At 63.8% G+C, this 15,323-nt stretch carries 14 protein-coding genes; 2 read left to right on the top strand and 12 right to left on the bottom strand.

Translation table 11 applies throughout. The features are described from left to right. Positions 1 to 20 precede the first annotated feature (20 nt). The 12 genes from I6F16_RS05820 to I6F16_RS05765 all read right to left on the bottom strand — a co-directional run bounded on the left by I6F16_RS05820 (position 21) and on the right by I6F16_RS05765 (position 12,400). On the bottom strand, positions 21 to 1,016 hold the full coding sequence (locus I6F16_RS05820; protein ID WP_225111760.1) for a nitronate monooxygenase family protein: 996 nt from the start codon (positions 1,014 to 1,016) through the stop codon (positions 21 to 23). A gap of 311 nt (positions 1,017 to 1,327) precedes the next feature. Further along, entirely contained in the window at positions 1,328 to 1,990 is a 663-nt protein-coding gene (locus I6F16_RS05815) for a hypothetical protein (RefSeq protein ID WP_128262572.1), read from the bottom strand. Positions 1,991 to 2,044: 54 nt separating this feature from the next. Then, positions 2,045 to 2,248 (bottom strand): hypothetical protein, encoded by a 204-nt coding sequence (locus tag I6F16_RS05810; protein WP_036005927.1) that lies wholly within the window; start codon positions 2,246 to 2,248, stop codon positions 2,045 to 2,047. Between the two features lie 561 nt (positions 2,249 to 2,809). Further along, positions 2,810 to 3,592 (bottom strand): fumarylacetoacetate hydrolase family protein, encoded by a 783-nt coding sequence (locus I6F16_RS05805; protein WP_225111761.1) that lies wholly within the window; start codon positions 3,590 to 3,592, stop codon positions 2,810 to 2,812. Beyond that, positions 3,592 to 4,611, bottom strand: coding sequence for a 2-dehydropantoate 2-reductase (locus tag I6F16_RS05800; RefSeq protein ID WP_225111762.1), 1,020 nt, complete (start codon positions 4,609 to 4,611; stop codon positions 3,592 to 3,594). The genes I6F16_RS05805 and I6F16_RS05800 overlap by 1 nt, the downstream gene beginning before the upstream one ends. Positions 4,612 to 4,791: 180 nt before the next feature. Further along, positions 4,792 to 5,220, bottom strand: a complete 429-nt coding sequence (locus tag I6F16_RS05795) for a CBS domain-containing protein (protein ID WP_036005729.1) — start codon at positions 5,218 to 5,220, stop codon at positions 4,792 to 4,794. 175 nt (positions 5,221 to 5,395) lie between these two features. Beyond that, positions 5,396 to 6,718, bottom strand: a complete 1,323-nt coding sequence (gene oxlT / locus I6F16_RS05790; RefSeq protein ID WP_225111763.1) for an oxalate/formate MFS antiporter — start codon at positions 6,716 to 6,718, stop codon at positions 5,396 to 5,398. 244 nt (positions 6,719 to 6,962) lie between these two features. Then, complete coding sequence (gene oxlT / locus I6F16_RS05785; protein WP_057030074.1) at positions 6,963 to 8,255, bottom strand: oxalate/formate MFS antiporter; 1,293 nt, start codon at positions 8,253 to 8,255, stop codon at positions 6,963 to 6,965. Positions 8,256 to 8,663: 408 nt separating this feature from the next. Beyond that, entirely contained in the window at positions 8,664 to 10,163 is a 1,500-nt protein-coding gene (locus I6F16_RS05780; RefSeq protein ID WP_036005721.1) for a tripartite tricarboxylate transporter permease, read from the bottom strand. Between the two features lie 42 nt (positions 10,164 to 10,205). Then, positions 10,206 to 10,703 carry a tripartite tricarboxylate transporter TctB family protein gene (locus I6F16_RS05775; RefSeq protein WP_036005718.1) on the bottom strand — a complete coding sequence of 166 codons (498 nt, stop codon included), beginning with the start codon at positions 10,701 to 10,703 and terminating at the stop codon, positions 10,206 to 10,208. 85 nt (positions 10,704 to 10,788) lie between these two features. Then, on the bottom strand, positions 10,789 to 11,793 hold the full coding sequence (locus I6F16_RS05770) for a tripartite tricarboxylate transporter substrate-binding protein (RefSeq protein WP_036023325.1): 1,005 nt from the start codon (positions 11,791 to 11,793) through the stop codon (positions 10,789 to 10,791). Between the two features lie 469 nt (positions 11,794 to 12,262). Next, positions 12,263 to 12,400, bottom strand: coding sequence for a hypothetical protein (locus I6F16_RS05765; protein WP_167361641.1), 138 nt, complete (start codon positions 12,398 to 12,400; stop codon positions 12,263 to 12,265). A gap of 252 nt (positions 12,401 to 12,652) precedes the next feature. On the opposite strand from I6F16_RS05765, the gene zigA reads away from it, so the two are divergent. Together zigA and I6F16_RS05755 are read left to right on the top strand one after the other, a co-directional pair. After that, positions 12,653 to 13,858, top strand: coding sequence for a zinc metallochaperone GTPase ZigA (gene zigA, locus I6F16_RS05760; RefSeq protein WP_225111764.1), 1,206 nt, complete (start codon positions 12,653 to 12,655; stop codon positions 13,856 to 13,858). Positions 13,859 to 13,981: 123 nt separating this feature from the next. Continuing rightward, entirely contained in the window at positions 13,982 to 15,307 is a 1,326-nt protein-coding gene (locus I6F16_RS05755; RefSeq protein WP_225111765.1) for an Hsp70 family protein, read from the top strand. The last annotated feature ends 16 nt before the right edge of the window (positions 15,308 to 15,323 follow it).

The following is a 15,323-nucleotide window of genomic DNA, read 5'->3' as shown; positions in this document are numbered from 1 at the left end:
ACTCTCACGTCTTGCAGTGATTATTCCGCCGCTTCGCGTTGTGACTGAACGATCATCCCCTCGAGCCGGCTGCGAATGATCGCCTCCGCCTCGCGCACGATGCGGGAGACGAGCTCGGCACAGCTCGGGATGTCCTGGATCAGGCCCTGCACCTGGCCGGCCGACCAGATGCCTTCGTCGGAATTGCCGGTGGCATAGACCATCTTGCCGCGGGCACCGGCGACGAGCTCGCGGATGTCCTCGAACTTGGCGCCTTCCTTCTCCATCGCGACGACCTTGGTCGAGACCGCGTTCTTGGCCACGCGCGAGGTGTTGCGCATGGTGCGGAAGATCAGCTCGGTCTCGCGCTCGTCATTGGCGACGATCTTCTCCTTGATGAGCTGATGGATCGGGCTCTCCTTGGTGGCCATGAAACGGGTGCCCATGTTGATGCCCTCGGCTCCCAGCGCCAGCGCCGCGACCAGGCCGCGGCCATCGGCAAAGCCGCCCGAGGCGATCATCGGAATCTTGATCTTGTCGGCGGCGGCCGGGATCAGGATCAGGCCGGGCGTGTCGTCCTCGCCGGGATGGCCGGCGCATTCGAAGCCGTCGATCGAGATGGCGTCGACGCCCATCCGCTCGGCCGAGAGCGCGTGGCGGACGCTGGTGCATTTGTGCACGACCTTGACGCCGTGCTTTTTGAACTCGTCGACATGCTCCTGCGGCTTGTTGCCGGCGGTCTCGACCACCTTGATGCCGCTCTCGATGATCGCGGCGCGGTACTCGGCATAGGGCGGCGGCTTGATCGCCGGCAGGATGGTGAGGTTGACGCCGAACGGCTTGTCCGTGAGGTCGCGGCAGCGCGCGATCTCCTTGGTCAGGTCCTCCGGCGTCGGCTGGGTCAGCGCGGTGATGAAGCCGAGCGCGCCGGCATTGGCGACGGCTGCGACCAGCTCGGCGCGTCCGACCCATTGCATGCCGCCCTGAACGATCGGGTGCTGGACGCCGACGAGCTTGGTGAACCGTGTCTGCAACATGATCTGTTTCCCCCGCGCCCCGCGTGGCGCTTTGTTCTCGGTTGATGGCGGCAGGATGCCGCTGGGGGTGGGAAAAGTCTATTGCGCCGCCCGGCGGGGCGACCATGCGGAAGGCGAGGAGATTCCGCGGGGCGGATAATTGGGGTGCGCTGCTGCCTGATGAGGGCAAGCTCTTTCCTCAAACTCCGCCGTCATACCCAGCGAAGGCGGGGTATCCAGTACGCCGCGACCTCTCGGCTCTACCCTCGCAGTCTCTGGAATACTGGATTGCCCGCCTCCGCGGGCAATGACACCGAGTATGGGGCGAAGAGCTACTTCGCCGACAACCGCACCATCTGGCGCCCGCCGTTGATTTCCTTGAGGCTGTTGACGAAGTTTTCCGGGCGCTGCCAGCGATGGGGGACCTTCAATCCCATGAACTCCGCGATGTCGCCGATGAAGCCGGTACAGTTTATGGTCTCGGCATTCCAGACTGGAGAGCTGGCCTGCAACTCCTTGATGTAGGCGAACACGCGCTTGGCGTCGGCTTCGTTGAGATAGACCCGATAGCTCGCGGTCAGATATTCCGGATCGAGATCGCCGTAGCTGGCGCCGGTCTCGGATGGCACAAAGGTAATGTGACCGAGCACGTAAGCGAGCGTATCGCCGGCCGGTGTCAGGCCCGCAACCTCGACGGCCTTCTCGCTGGTCTTGCCGTACCAGACGAAGGCATGGCCCCAGCTCGCAGCCGTGCGGGCGCGGAAGTCGACGTAATAGGGGCCTTTCTCCGCACGCGCGACCGAGCGCCGCGTCGATTGCGGCTGTGGCCGCGGGGCGGTGTCGGTCGTAGCAAGCGCGTTCGCATCGGCAACGCGCCTGTCGGTCTGCTTATCGGCCTCATGGGCCGAGGCCGAGGGCGTCGTGCATGAGAGCATAGCCGCAAGAGCGAAGCCCGCGAGGATGCAGGATCCCGATCGACCAGCTTTGTTCGTCACGCTATTCCCCCTCGACCATCGAGCGCAAATGTCTGACGCGTATTTCGCTGCGCGTCAGTAGCGCGCGGCGACCGGGCCCGGCGCCTTGCCGATCGGGGCCTTTCCAATCGGGCTCTTGCCGATCGGCATCTTGCCGATTGGCGCCTGCTCGCCCGGATAGGCTGGCACCGGCTGCCGGCGCGGCAGATCTGCAGCGTTTGCAGCCGTCGCAAAAGCAAGCGTGGCACCCAGAGCAAATACAATCTTCTTCACAGCGATACCCCTAGAAGGTTTGGTCCAAACACGGTCATGCCGTGCCCCCAGACACGCCTCCCAAAAGGGCGGCCGAATGCGTCCAAGTTGCGGCGCGCACGGGACATGTTGGCGGCATTGCTCGGGCGCGCGGAGATGTGATGTGTCTGGATGTTTCGGAGCGCGACCGACCCTTGGTGCCGACAGGGGCGCGCTGGGCTTGCCGGGAGCGCGCAGCACCGGGATTCCGTCAACGCCAGGCGCTGCGGGAAGATGCGAGGTGGCGCCCACGTTCCTGTGCCGGCCCGCTTGCACCAGGCCAGCCGCCAGCGCTAGGACGAAGCAACGTGCCCTGGGGCTATCGCTTCCCGAGCAAGTTCGACCGAATCCTATCGGCGAACCAGACCACGAAGATCGCGGCGAACGAGAGAGCGAAGTACAGCACGGTCCACAGCAGTGCGTTGCCGGCATTCGACATGTGCGTCCTCCCTTGCATCAGAAATCAATCTTTTGCCGGGGAGGGTAGCCTTGGCCGCGACGGCGGGTTTGCGCCAGATCAATTTTGCTGCTCTGCGGCGGCGAAAAAGTCTACAGCCGAAACTCGTTGGTGAGTTCGCCGATGCCGTCGATCGCGACAGTCACCGTGTTGACGGGCTCCTTCATCACGCCGACGCCGACCGAGGTGCCGACCGCGATGAGGTCGCCGGGCGAGAGGGTCATGTCGTGGGAGATCCTGCTCACCAGCTCCTGCGCGCTGAAGATCATGTCCGAGATCGGGTAGTTCTGCCGCTCCGCGCCGTTGAGGATGGTGCGAACCGTGAGTTTTGCCGGATCGAGACCGGTCGCGATCACGGGACCGAACGGGCCGTAATCGTCGATGCCCTTGGCGCGGGCCCATTGGGCGAAGGTGGGGTCGCGCGTCAGGATGTCGTTGGCGGTAATGTCGTTGACGCAGGTGTAGCCGACGATGAAGCCGTCGGCCTCATCTGGCGAGACACGGGCGCAGGTCCTGCCGATGACAATGCCGAGCTCGCCCTCATAGGTGGTCTTGCCGTCGTAATAAGAGGGGCGGCGGATCACGGCGCCGGGTGCGGCGATGCTGGTGGTGGCCTTGAGCAGGTACAGCGGCTCCGGCGGTTCAGGCTGGTTCAGCTTGGCCGCGAGCGCGTGGAAATTATTCCAGAGCGCGACGATCTTGCTGGGCACGCAGGGCGCAAGCAGCTCGACCTCCGAGAGCGCCAAAATCTTGCCCGTTGCGGCGTTGCGACCGAACATGTCGCCCTCGTGCACGGTGATGCCGGAGGACGTCAGCGTGCCGAAGCCCGTCGTCCCGGCATGGCGGAAGCGCAGCCATTTGGTCACGCTCGTCATCACGCCACCGCCAGTGCGCGCGGATCAGCCGGTGTCGAGACGCCGTCATAGAGGCCGGCGATGCGGGCGCGCTGCGTCACCATGGCCAGCACCGAATCCAGCGCGGGCGTGGCGATGCCGGTGAGCCGGCCCATCTCCTGCACCACGGTGACGAGCGGATCGATCTCCATCGGGCGGCCGCGCTCGAGATCCTGCAGCATCGAGGTCTTGTGCGCGCCAACCTTGCGCGCCCCCTCGATGCGGCGCTCGACGTCGACGCGGAACTTGACGCCGAAGGTCTCGGCGATGGCTTGCGTCTCCACCATGATCGCGCGCGACAGCGCGCGCGTGGCGGGATCGGTGCAGATCACGTCGAGCGTGGCGTGGGTCAGCGCGCTGATCGGGTTGAAGCAGACATTGCCCCAGAGCTTCAACCAGATCTCGTCGCGGATGCGGTCGAGCACGGGAGCCTTCAGGCCGGCGGCGGCGAAGAGATCGGCGAGGCGCTGCACGTCGGAGGTGATCTCGCCCGAGGGCTCGCCGAGCGGAAAGTTGTTGCCGTAGACGTGGCGGATCACGCCGGGCGCCTCGATCTCGGTGGCGGGATAGACGATGCAGCCGATGGCGCGCTCGGCCCCCAGCTCACCCCACTGCCGGCCGCCGGGATCGATGCTCTCCAGCGTCGAGTTCTCGTATTGGCCGCCGTGCTTGTAGAAGTACCAATAGGGAATGCCGTTGACGGCGGTGACGATGCGGGTGTGAGGCCCGAGCAGCGGCTGCATCTTTTCGATTACGCCGGTGATCGAATGGGCCTTCAGCGTGATGATGATGAAGTCCTGCACGCCGAGCTCGGTGGGGTCATCGGTGCAGCGCGGATGAACGGTGTGCTTTTCCTCGCCCGCGAGCAGCGTCAGGCCGCGCTCGCGCATGGCGGCAAGGTGCGCGCCGCGTGCGATCAGGCTGACGTCGGCGCCCGCGCGCGCGAGCTGAACCCCGAGATATCCGCCGATCGCGCCGGCGCCGTAGATGCAGATCTTCATGAAATCCTCGCGAGCAGAGACGGATTTTGGGACGAAAGATCCGGTCCGGCTCGGAAGGATCCGAGCCGGGGCCGGCAGTCGCAGGGGGAAGTTTTGCCGCTCTAAAGCGCGATGCGCTTTAGTCTATTGTTTGAGCATGATCTTGTCGGAAAACCGCTGCGCGCTTTTCCGGATCATGCTTTAAGCCGCCGCTTGCGGCGTGCCGTTGAGCGCCTCGTCCATCGCCGCGGCGATGTCGCGCATGCTGATGACGGAGACGAGGCTGTAATCGTCGATCACGGGCAGATGGCGGATATGATGACGGTTCATCAGATGCCGGACGTGCTCGATCGTGTCGGTGGAGGTGCAGGACACCAGCTGCTGCACCGAGACCAGCTGGGAGACTTTGACGTTGACGGCGCCCGCGCCGTGCTCGGCGACGGCGCGCACCACGTCGCGCTCGGTGAACATGCCGACCGCGGTGTTGCCCTCGGAGCGGACCACATCCTTGACGACCAGCGCGCTGATATTGTTGGCGCGCATCAGCTTGGCCGCGATCCCCACCGTTTCGTTCATACGCACCGTGACAACGCGCGGCGTCTTCTTGCGCAGAATGTCTCCGACCAGCATTGCAACCTCCCTGGGTGAGTGGTGAGGAAGTGTGGTATACATAATGCCAATCGTCAAGCGCTGGATTTGGCGGATCCGAAAAATCTTGCGACAGGCGTACTGACATTATCGCCGTGCCCCAAAAAGAAAGGGGCGCATCGCTGCGCCCCTTCGCAAGCCGGCAAGGTTCAGCAGCTCACGCCGTCTCGGTCTTGGCAGTGCCGGTCGCTTTGTCCGTGCGCTCGGCTTCCTGGCCGTGGATGAAGGCGCGGCGCAGCGGCTTGATCACGAGCAGCGCCATCAGCGCCGCCATGGCATTCAGTGCCACCGCCAGCACGAACACGGCCTTCCAGCCATAGGCGGTCGAGATCACGCTCGCGAGCGGGACGAGCAGGGAAGCCGTGCCCTTCGCAGTGTAGAGCATGCCGTTGTTGGTGGTTGCGAACTTCGCACCGAAGGTGTCGCCGCAGGTTGCGGGGAACAGCGAATAGATCTCGCCGAACACGCCGAAATACACCGCGGTCGCCAGCACGAAGACGACAGGCACCCGGCCATAGGCCGAGAGCGTCAGCAGCATCAAGGCGGCGGTGCCGAAGGCGATGAACATGGTGGGCTCGCGGCCGATCGTGTCGGAGACCCAGCCGAAGAAGGGTCGCCCGAATCCGTCGAAGATGCGGTCGAGCGAGATCGCGAAGGTCAGCGCCGCCATCTGGAAGCCGGCGAGCGTCACCGGCGTGTTGGCAATCCCGAAGTCGCGTGCGATCGGGGCGATCTGCGCCGCAGTGATCAGCCCGCCGGAAGCGACCATGACGAAGACGAGATACATCGCCCAGAAAACAGGGCTGCGCAGCACTTGCGGCGGGGTGAAATCGATCCTGGTCTGCGGCAGGTTGATCTGCTTCTTCTTCGGCGGAATGGAGAGGCGCGGCGGCTGGATGAAGAAGGCGAGCACGAACACGACGAGGCCCTGGGCGATGCCGAAGGTGAGGAAGGCGTGCTGATAGCCGCTCGAGGCGATCATGCTCGCGATCGGCACGATGGTGATCGCGGCCCCTGCGCCGAAGCCGGCAGCGGTCGCGCCCGCCGCGAGGCCGCGGCGGTCGGGAAACCATTTCAGCGCGTTGCCGACGCAGGTGCCGTACACGGCACCCGCGCCCATGCCGCCGACGATCGCCGCCGCATAGAGCAGGGTGAGGCTGTCAGCGGAGGCGTTGAGGATCCAGGACAGTGCGATCATCACGCCGCCGAACATGATGACAATGCGCGGGCCGTATTTGTCGACGAACCAGGCCTCGACCGGCACCAGCCAGGTCTCGGTGACGACGAAGATGGTGAAGGCGAGCTGGATCGCGGTGCGCCCCCAGTGGTGGGCGGCATCGATCGGATCGACGAACAGCGTCCAGCCATATTGCAGATTGGCGATCATCGCCATGCAGACGATGCCCATGCCGAGCTGGAGCCAGCGGAAACCGGTGCGAAGCGGCGCGGCGGTGACGGCGCCGTCCGGGCTGGAAATCATCGAGAACCTCCCAGCGCCTGATTGTCCGTGACACAGGATCGCAAGACGACCTGGTGTCGCGAGTATTGTGGCTTATCGTCGCAGGCGCGACGCGGAGATTGGTATACGATATTCCAGATTGCAAGCCCTAACTTGTCACTTCTTGGTGGCTCCGCCCGCGCCCCGGCGAGGCGATGCGACGATCGCCAAAGAAAAACGCCCGGCCGTGAGGCCGGGCGTCGTGCTTGCTGAATTGTATCGCCGGTCAGATCGTCGATTTCGCGACCACGATCTTGCGCCAGGGCTTGAGCACCGCGATCGCCAGCACCGAAGCCAGGATGTTGGCGCCGGCCGCGATGATGAACACGCTGTCCCAGGTCCCCGATGTCTGCTGCATGTAGTTGGCGATCGGCACCAGCAGCGCGGCGGTGCCCTTCGCGGTGTAGAGCAGGCCGGCATTGGTGGTCGCGAACTTGGTGCCGAACGTGTCGGTGCAGGTCGAGGGGAATAGCGAGTAGATCTCACCCCAGGCGAAGAACACGAAGCCCGAGAGCAGCACGAACCAGACCGGATCGTGACCCCAGAGGTAGAGCATCCAGATGCCGAACCCTTCCATGCCGAAGGCGATGAACATCGTGTTCTCGCGGCCGATCATGTCGGAGATCCAGCCGAAGAACGGACGCGTCAGGCCGTTGAGCACGCGGTCGATCGTGGCCGCGAAGGTCACCGCCGTCATCGTCACCGCCATCAGCGTCACAGGGACGCTGTCGACCTTCCAGTCAACCGCGATCGGCTTCAGGTTCGCGGTGACCATCAGTCCACCCGCGCCGACGATCACGAACATGAAGTACATCAGCCAGAAGATCGGCTGGCGCAGCACTTCGGTCGGCTGATAGTTGCGCCGGGTCTGGATGATATTGGCATTCGCCACCACGTGCGGCACCTGGCCCGCTTTCGGCGCGAGCAGGAAGAAGGCGAGGAGGCAGATGATGATGCCTTGCCCGAGGCCGAAATAGAGGAAGGTGGTCTGGAATCCGCTGTCCTTGATCATGGCCTGGATCGGCGCCACGGTCAGCGCGGAGCCTGCCCCGAAGCCGGCCGCCGTGATGCCGGCCGCAAGACCGCGCTTGTCCGGAAACCATTTCAGCGCGTTGCCGACGCAGGTGCCGTAGACGCCGCCGGCGCCGATGCCTGCGATGATCATGCCGAGATAGTAGCCGTTCAGCGAGGTCGCCTGCGCGTTGATCGCCCAGCCGATAGCGCAGAGCACGCCGCCGACCAGCACCACGATGCGCGGGCCGTATTTGTCGACGAACCATCCTTCAACCGGCACCAGCCAGGTCTCGAACAACACGAAGAGCGTGAAGGCCCATTGGATCGAGGCACGATCCCAGCCGAACGTCTTCTGGATGTCGGGGACGAAGAACGTCCAGCCATATTGGTAGTTGGCGATCATCACCATCGCCGCCACACCGATCGCCAATTGCGCCCAGCGATAGGCATCGCTTACGCGCGCGGCACTCGGGGCCGCTGCTGCCGACTGCACCATGTCCGTCATCAAAAACCCTCCCAAACGCGCCCATCATTTTTATGCATGCGCTGGCGCGCACTCTGGTATGCAATATGCCAAGATTCAAGCGAGGACGGGAGGGTGCGGCGAAATAGCGCGGGCTTGTTCACATGCGCTATGAGCGCGGAAATGTAAAGCCCGATCGCGTCGGCGTGATGGCGGCGATTGCAGTTGATTAAAGCTAAGAGGCTGTTTTTACAGCGCTTTATCTCGGATCGTCGACGTCGCGGGGCGTTGTTGAAAGCCTATGCACTTGGCGTTCTTGCAGGCCTGCATTGGTCGCGTGCGCCGAGGCGCCGTCGGCGGGGACGGCGCAATCTCTGGAATTCTATATTCCAGAAGTCTGGAGTGCGGCAATTTGGCGTCGGTACCGATGCGGATTGCGCAGATCCCGCCTCACGCCATCGACGTGCGCAGCCGGCTGTAGCCTTCCTGGATCGCGGACCAGAACAGGGCGACCAAGCCGAGCGCCATGATGGTGCTGACGAGGCCGTTGGAGAAGAACACCCCGAGCGATCCTTGCGAGCCCAGCAGCGATTGTCGGAAGGCTTCCTCGGCCTTGTCGCCGAGCACGATGGCGAGCACCAGCGGCGCGAGCGGGTAATTGCACTTCTTCAGGAGATAGCCGATCACGCCGAACACCAACATCAGCATCACGTCGAAGGTGCTGTTGTGCACCGAATAGGCGCCGATCGCGCAGAGCACCAGGATCAACGGCGCGATGATGCCGAAGGGTACGCGCAGGATCGCGGCGAAGATCGGCACGCAGGTGAGTACGACGATGAGCCCGACGAGATTGCCGAGATACATCGAGGCGATCAGGCCCCAGACGAATTCCTTCTGCTCGACGAACAGCATCGGGCCAGGCTGCAGGCCCCAGATCAAGAGGCCGCCGAGCAGCACGGCGGCGGTCGGCGAGCCCGGCACGCCGAGCGACAGCATCGGCAGCAGCGCCGCGGTGCCGGCGGCGTGTGCGGCCGTCTCCGGCGCGATCACGCCCTCGATCTCGCCCTTGCCGAAATTGTTGCCGCGTCGCGCCAGTCGCTTGGCGATGCCGTAGCTCATGAAGGAAGCAGGCGTCGCGCCGGCCGGGGTGACGCCCATCCAGCAGCCGATCAGGCAGGACCGCAGCGATGTCATCCAATAGGCGGGCAACTCGCGCCAGGTCTGGAGCACGACACGAAGGTTGATGCTGGCTTTGCCGCCGCGGAAGGCGAGCCCTTCCTCCATGGTCAGCAGGATCTCGCCGATGCCGAACAGGCCGATCACGGCGATCAGGAAGTCGAAGCCGTTGAGCAGTTCGGTGATGCCGAAGGTCAGCCGCAATTGTCCGGTGATCGAGTCCAGCCCGACCGCCGCGAGCGCAAAGCCGATCATCATTGCGGCGATGGTCTTGAACGGCGGCTCCTTGCTGAGGCCGACGAAGGAGCAGAAGGCGAGGAAATACACCGCGAACTTCTCCGCCGGCCCAAATCGAAGCGCAAAGCCCGCGACGAGCGGCGCAACCAGCGTGATCATGACGACGGCAAACAGCGCGCCGACGAAGGAGGAGGTAAAGGCCGCCGTCAGGGCCTCGCCGGGCTTGCCCTGCTGGGCCATCGGATAGCCGTCGAAGGTGGTCGCCACCGACCATGGCTCGCCAGGGATGTTGAACAGGATCGAGGTGATGGCTCCCCCGAACAATGCGCCCCAATAGATGCAGGACAGCATGATGATGGCCGATGTCGGCGGCATGCTGAAGGTCAGCGGAAGCAGGATCGCGACGCCGTTGGCGCCCCCGAGCCCCGGCAGCACGCCGATGAGGACGCCGAGCGTGATGCCGATCACCATCAGCATGATGTTGTAGGGCTGCAGGGCGACCGCGAAGCCGTGAAACAGATTGGCCAACTCTTCCATGTCAAAACGTCCTGCAGCAGCAATTGAATGGGTGGATGGGTCTCACAGGCCGAGCCATTCCTCGAGCGGCCCCTTGGGCAGAGGGACGAGGAACCAGCGCTCGAAAACGAGGTAAGTCACGACCGGCATGCCGACCGCCACCGCTGCGACGGTCAGCCAGCGATAGCCGCCGAGCCAGCGCATGAACCAGGCGATGAAGAGCATTGAGCCGACGTAAAGGCCGATGAACGGCATTGTGCCGACGTAGATGGCGGTCGGCACCACGACGCTCATGACCTGGCGCAGCTGCCCCCATTCGGCGAACAACCGTCCGTCGTCGTCGCGCTGCGCGTTCCAGACGTTGATCGCACTCGCCGCGACGATGGCCGCGCCGATATAGAACGGGAAAAATCCGGCGCGCGGCCCCTCCGGGCCCCAATTGATGCCGGCCTTGAGGCTGCCGAAGATCACGATGAGGCCGAACACGCCGATCAGCAGCCCCATGCCGATTTCCAGCGTCTTGTGGGCGGGGCCGGATTCGGCTCGGGATCGTTCAGTCATGAGGCCTCCAGGCGGAAATGCAGTCTTTCGCAGTCGCTGCCGGCGCGAGGACGCACAGCATCCTCGGCCGTCATCGATGCCAGGCTCAATTCGATGCGAGGAAGCCGGCTTCCTTCATCAGGCTTTCGTGCCGCTTCTCCTCCGCCTCGATCCACTTGGCGTAATCGGCGCCGGTCAGGAAGGTCGTGTTGAAGGCGCCGCTCTTCATGAACTCCTGCCACTCCGGCGTGGCGCGGACCTTCTTGAACAGCTCGACGTAATATTCGACCTGGTCCTTCGTGGCCTTGGGCGACATGAAGATACCGCGCAGCATGAGATATTCCATCGCAAGGCCCTGCGACTTGCAGGTCGGAATGTCCTTCCAGGCCTTGCCGTCGGCGATCGGCTCGTCATAGGCCATCGGCTGGGCGTCGAACACGCAGAGCGGACGGAGCTTGCCGCCGCGCCATTGCGCGACCGCCTCGATCGGGTTGTTGACGGTCGAATCGACGTGGTTGCCGACCAGCTGCACCGCGACTTCGCCGCCGCCCTTGTAGGGAATGTAGGTGAACTTGGCGTCGATGGCCTTCTCGATCCCGACCGTGATGATCTGGTCTTCCTGCTTGGATCCAGTGCCGCCCATCTTGAACGTGCCGCTTGGTGCCTTCTTCGCGGCCTCGACATAGTCTTTCACGGAGCTGTACGGCTTCTCGGCATTCACCCAAAGCACGAACTCGTCGAGCGCGAGCATCGCAACCGGAGTCAAATCCTTCCAGTTGAAGGGGATGCCCGTCGCCAGCGGCGTCGTGAACAGGTTCGACAGCGTGATGATGATCTTGTGCGGATTGTTCGCCGACGTCTTCACATCGAGGAAGCCTTCACCGCCTGCGCCACCGGCCTTGTTGATGACGACCAGTGGCTGCTTCATCAGATTGTGCTTGGTGACGATGCCCTGGATGGTGCGCGCCATCTGGTCGGCGCCGCCGCCTGTGCCCGCGGGCACGATGAACTCGACCGGACGGACCGGCTCCCAGGCGGCACGGCTAGCGGTGCTGCTCGCGCACGACATCACCATTGCCGCCAACGCGACATTCAGAACGAATGGCTTCATCTTGTTCACTCCCTGTCGAACCCTCAACGCAGCCGCTCTTTGTCGGCTTGCGTTAGCCCATCCCGAGTCACATGCCCCGGGATTACCCTTGCGGTCTAGCACCCATGGCAGTCCCGATAGAAACTGTATGAGCAGGGATAACGCGCGGCATCCGCATCTTTCGGCTAAGGCTTCGCCAAGGGCGCGGCAAAACTTGCCACTCGGCCTTCCGTCCTGCGTTACGCTTCCCCGTCCTTACACTTTTGAATCGTGCAACCATTCTTGTTTGAATGGATGGTATGCGAAATGCCAGTAGACAAACAACCGGAATCGTCGGTTGGCCTCGGCGGACTAATCGTCGCAGTTCCGCTCGCCTGCGAGGGAGGGCGCTGCCAAACAGAAATGGCCCCGACAGGCGGGGCCATTTGGTCAAACACCGTGTTTTTGGCTTCTGTGCCGTCGCCCGTTCGGTGAGGCAGCGAAGGCCTTCTTACAGGCCGAAACGCGGCAAGTCCCCGTTGCGATTGGAGATTTCGGCGCTCGCCAGCAGCAAGCCGTCGATCGCGGCCATCAGGCGCGCGAACAGCGAGGAGGAGGGCGCAAGAGCGACGGAAGCGGTCTTCGACATCGGAAATCCCTTTCTTGAGAACAGTCAGTCTTGCTGTCTCATTTCTGGGAACAATCTATGTATGCCAGATGCCAGCGTCCATGCTCTTGTTTGCATAGCAGCATTCTTTCTTCCGCATTGCGGCATAGGCGGTGAACCGAGCGCCTTGACAGGGTCAGGTCGTATAGCGAATGTAATGTTATAACATTACATAGTGAGATGCCGTGTCTCGTCGTCCTCGGCCCATCCCCCTCAAGAGGCTGTTCGATCTCCATGCCCAAACTCCCCGTTACCGTCTTGTCCGGCTTCCTCGGGGCTGGAAAGACCACTTTGCTGAATCACGTCCTGAACAATCGGCACGGCTTGAAAGTGGCGGTAATCGTGAACGACATGAGCGAGGTGAACATCGATGCGGACCTGGTCCGCGATGGTGGTGCCAACCTCTCGCGGACTGATGAGAAACTGGTGGAGATGACCAACGGTTGCATCTGCTGCACCCTGCGCGACGATCTCCTGAGGGAAGTACGTGCGCTCGCCGAAAGCGGGCGCTTCGATTATCTGCTGATCGAATCGACGGGCATTTCGGAGCCGCTCCCCGTCGCAGCGACGTTCGATTTCCGCTCGGAAGAGGGCGAAAGCCTCTCCGATATCGCCCACCTGGACACGATGGTGACGGTGGTCGACGCCGCCAACCTGCTGAAGGACTATTCCTCGACCGAGTTCCTCGGCGAGCGCGGCGAGGCGCTGGACGGCGACAAGCGGACGCTGGTCGATCTCCTCGTGGAGCAGCTCGAGTTCGCCGACGTGATCGTCCTCAACAAGGTGGACGATGCCTCGCCGCAACAGCGCGAGGCGGCACGGCAGATCATCCGCTCGTTGAATCCCGAAGCCGACATCATCGAGGCCAATCACAGCCGCGTGCCGTTCGACCGCGTGCTCAACACCGGCCGGTTCGACTTCGAGAAGGCCCAGCAGCATCCGCTCTGGTACAAGGAGCTCTATGGTTTCGCCGACCACGTGCCTGAAACGCAGGAATATGGCGTCAAGAACTTCGTCTACCGCGCCCGCCGGCCGTTCGATCCGGCGAAGTTCGACAAGTTCGTCAAGGCATCCTGGCCAGGCGTGATCCGGGCGAAGGGTCATTTCTGGCTGGCGACGAGGCCGCAATGGCTCGGCGAGATCAGCCAGGCGGGAGCGATTGTGAGGACCGAAGCGCTGGGGTTCTGGTGGGCGAGCGTTCCAAAGGAGCGGTGGCCGAACGATGAGGCCTGGCGCAAGCGGCTCGGCCAGTATTGGGACAAGCTGTACGGCGATCGTCGCCAGGAGATCGTGTTCATCGGCACCGGCATGGACGAGGCCGAGATCCGTGGCAGGCTGGACGCATGCCTTGTCCCTGATACGTCCACCATGGACATCGCCGCATGGTCCGCTCTCGCCGATCCGTTTCCGGCCTGGCGTCGAGGCGATCAGTCCAACTGATCGACGTGCCTGCCAGCCACGCGACGTGAGGTCCGCGCTCGACCATCTCGGACCAGGTCTTGCAAGGGGACGGTAAAGCCGTTAGTGCTCTGCCCCCTTTCCAAGCATCATTCAGAGTGGTTCATGTCGAGCGCCTCGCCCGCCGTCTCGATCGGCATCGATTTTGGCACCAGCAACACGGTCGTTGCGCTGGCGGCGGACGACCGACGGGTCGAAGCCATTCGCTTCGACCATGGCGGGCAGCGTCACAGCGTCTACGTGTCGGCGCTGTGCTTCTGGGAGGACCGGCCGGGCGCCGGTGCCCAGGCGGAGGGCGGGCCATGGGCGATCGAGCAGTTTCTCGAAGGACGCCACGTCTACCGTTTCCTGCAATCGTTCAAGACCTTCGCAGCGAGCTCGAGCTTCAACACCACGCAAGTCTTCCGGCAGCGCTACAAATTCGAGGACATCCTGGCGGCGTTCCTGCGCACGCTGGCGCGCCATGGCGGGGACAAGTTCGGCTTCGAGGCGGCGAACATCACGGTCGGTCGCCCTGTGCGCTTTGCCGGCGGCAATCCCGACGAGGCGCTGGCGATGCAGCGCTACCGCGCCGCGTTCGAGCGCTTGGGCGCCGGCCACGCGCGCTATGTCTACGAGCCCGTGGGCGCGGCATTCTCGTTTGCCCGCAGGCTGGAGCGCGATGCCACCGTGCTGGTGGCCGATTTCGGCGGCGGCACCAGCGACTTTTCCGTGATGCGTTTCTCGCGTACGGGCGGCGTTCTTCGCGCCGAGCCGCTCGGCCATGCCGGCATCGGCGTTGCCGGCGACACCTTCGACTATCGCATCGTCGACCACATCGTGTCGCCGCGGCTCGGCAAGGGCTCCAGCTTCCGCTCGTTCGACAAGGTGCTGCCGGTCCCGACCGGGCACTACACGAACCTGGCGCGCTGGCATCAGCTCGCGATGATGAAGAGCAACGGCGATCTGCGCGAGCTCCGCGAGCTCGCGCGCACCGCGCTGAAGCCCGAGCTGCTCGAGGACTTCATCACTATCGTCGATCTCGACCTCGGCTTTGCGCTTTACCGCGCGGTGTCCGACGCCAAGGTGGCGCTCTCGGCGCAGGACGAGGTGGACTTCCGCTTTAGGGGCGGCGGCGTCGACATCGGCGCGGCCATCACGCGGAAGAAATTCGAAGCCTGGATTGCCGACGACATCGCCCGGTTAGGTGCCACCGTCGACAAGGTGCTGGCCGAGGCCCGCATCGCCTCGCGCGAGGTGGAGAAGGTGTTTCTGACCGGCGGCACCTCGTTTGTGCCTGCGGTCCGAAAATTGTTCGCCGACCGCTTCGGCAACGAGCGCCTGATGTCCGGCGACCAGTTCGAGTCGATCGCCTATGGCCTGGCGCTGATCGGGCACAGTCCGGATCCCGAGCGCTGGACGGCAGGCGGTGCACCTGCCGCGAAGGCATAGCAGGCGGCGTTCGGCG

The sequence above is a fragment of the Bradyrhizobium sp. IC4060 genome, assembly GCF_020193715.1.
GTDB lineage: Bacteria > Pseudomonadota > Alphaproteobacteria > Rhizobiales > Xanthobacteraceae > Bradyrhizobium > Bradyrhizobium yuanmingense.
The sequence above is the reverse complement of the archived record's forward strand: the minus strand, read 5'-3'. Positions and strand labels throughout refer to the sequence as shown.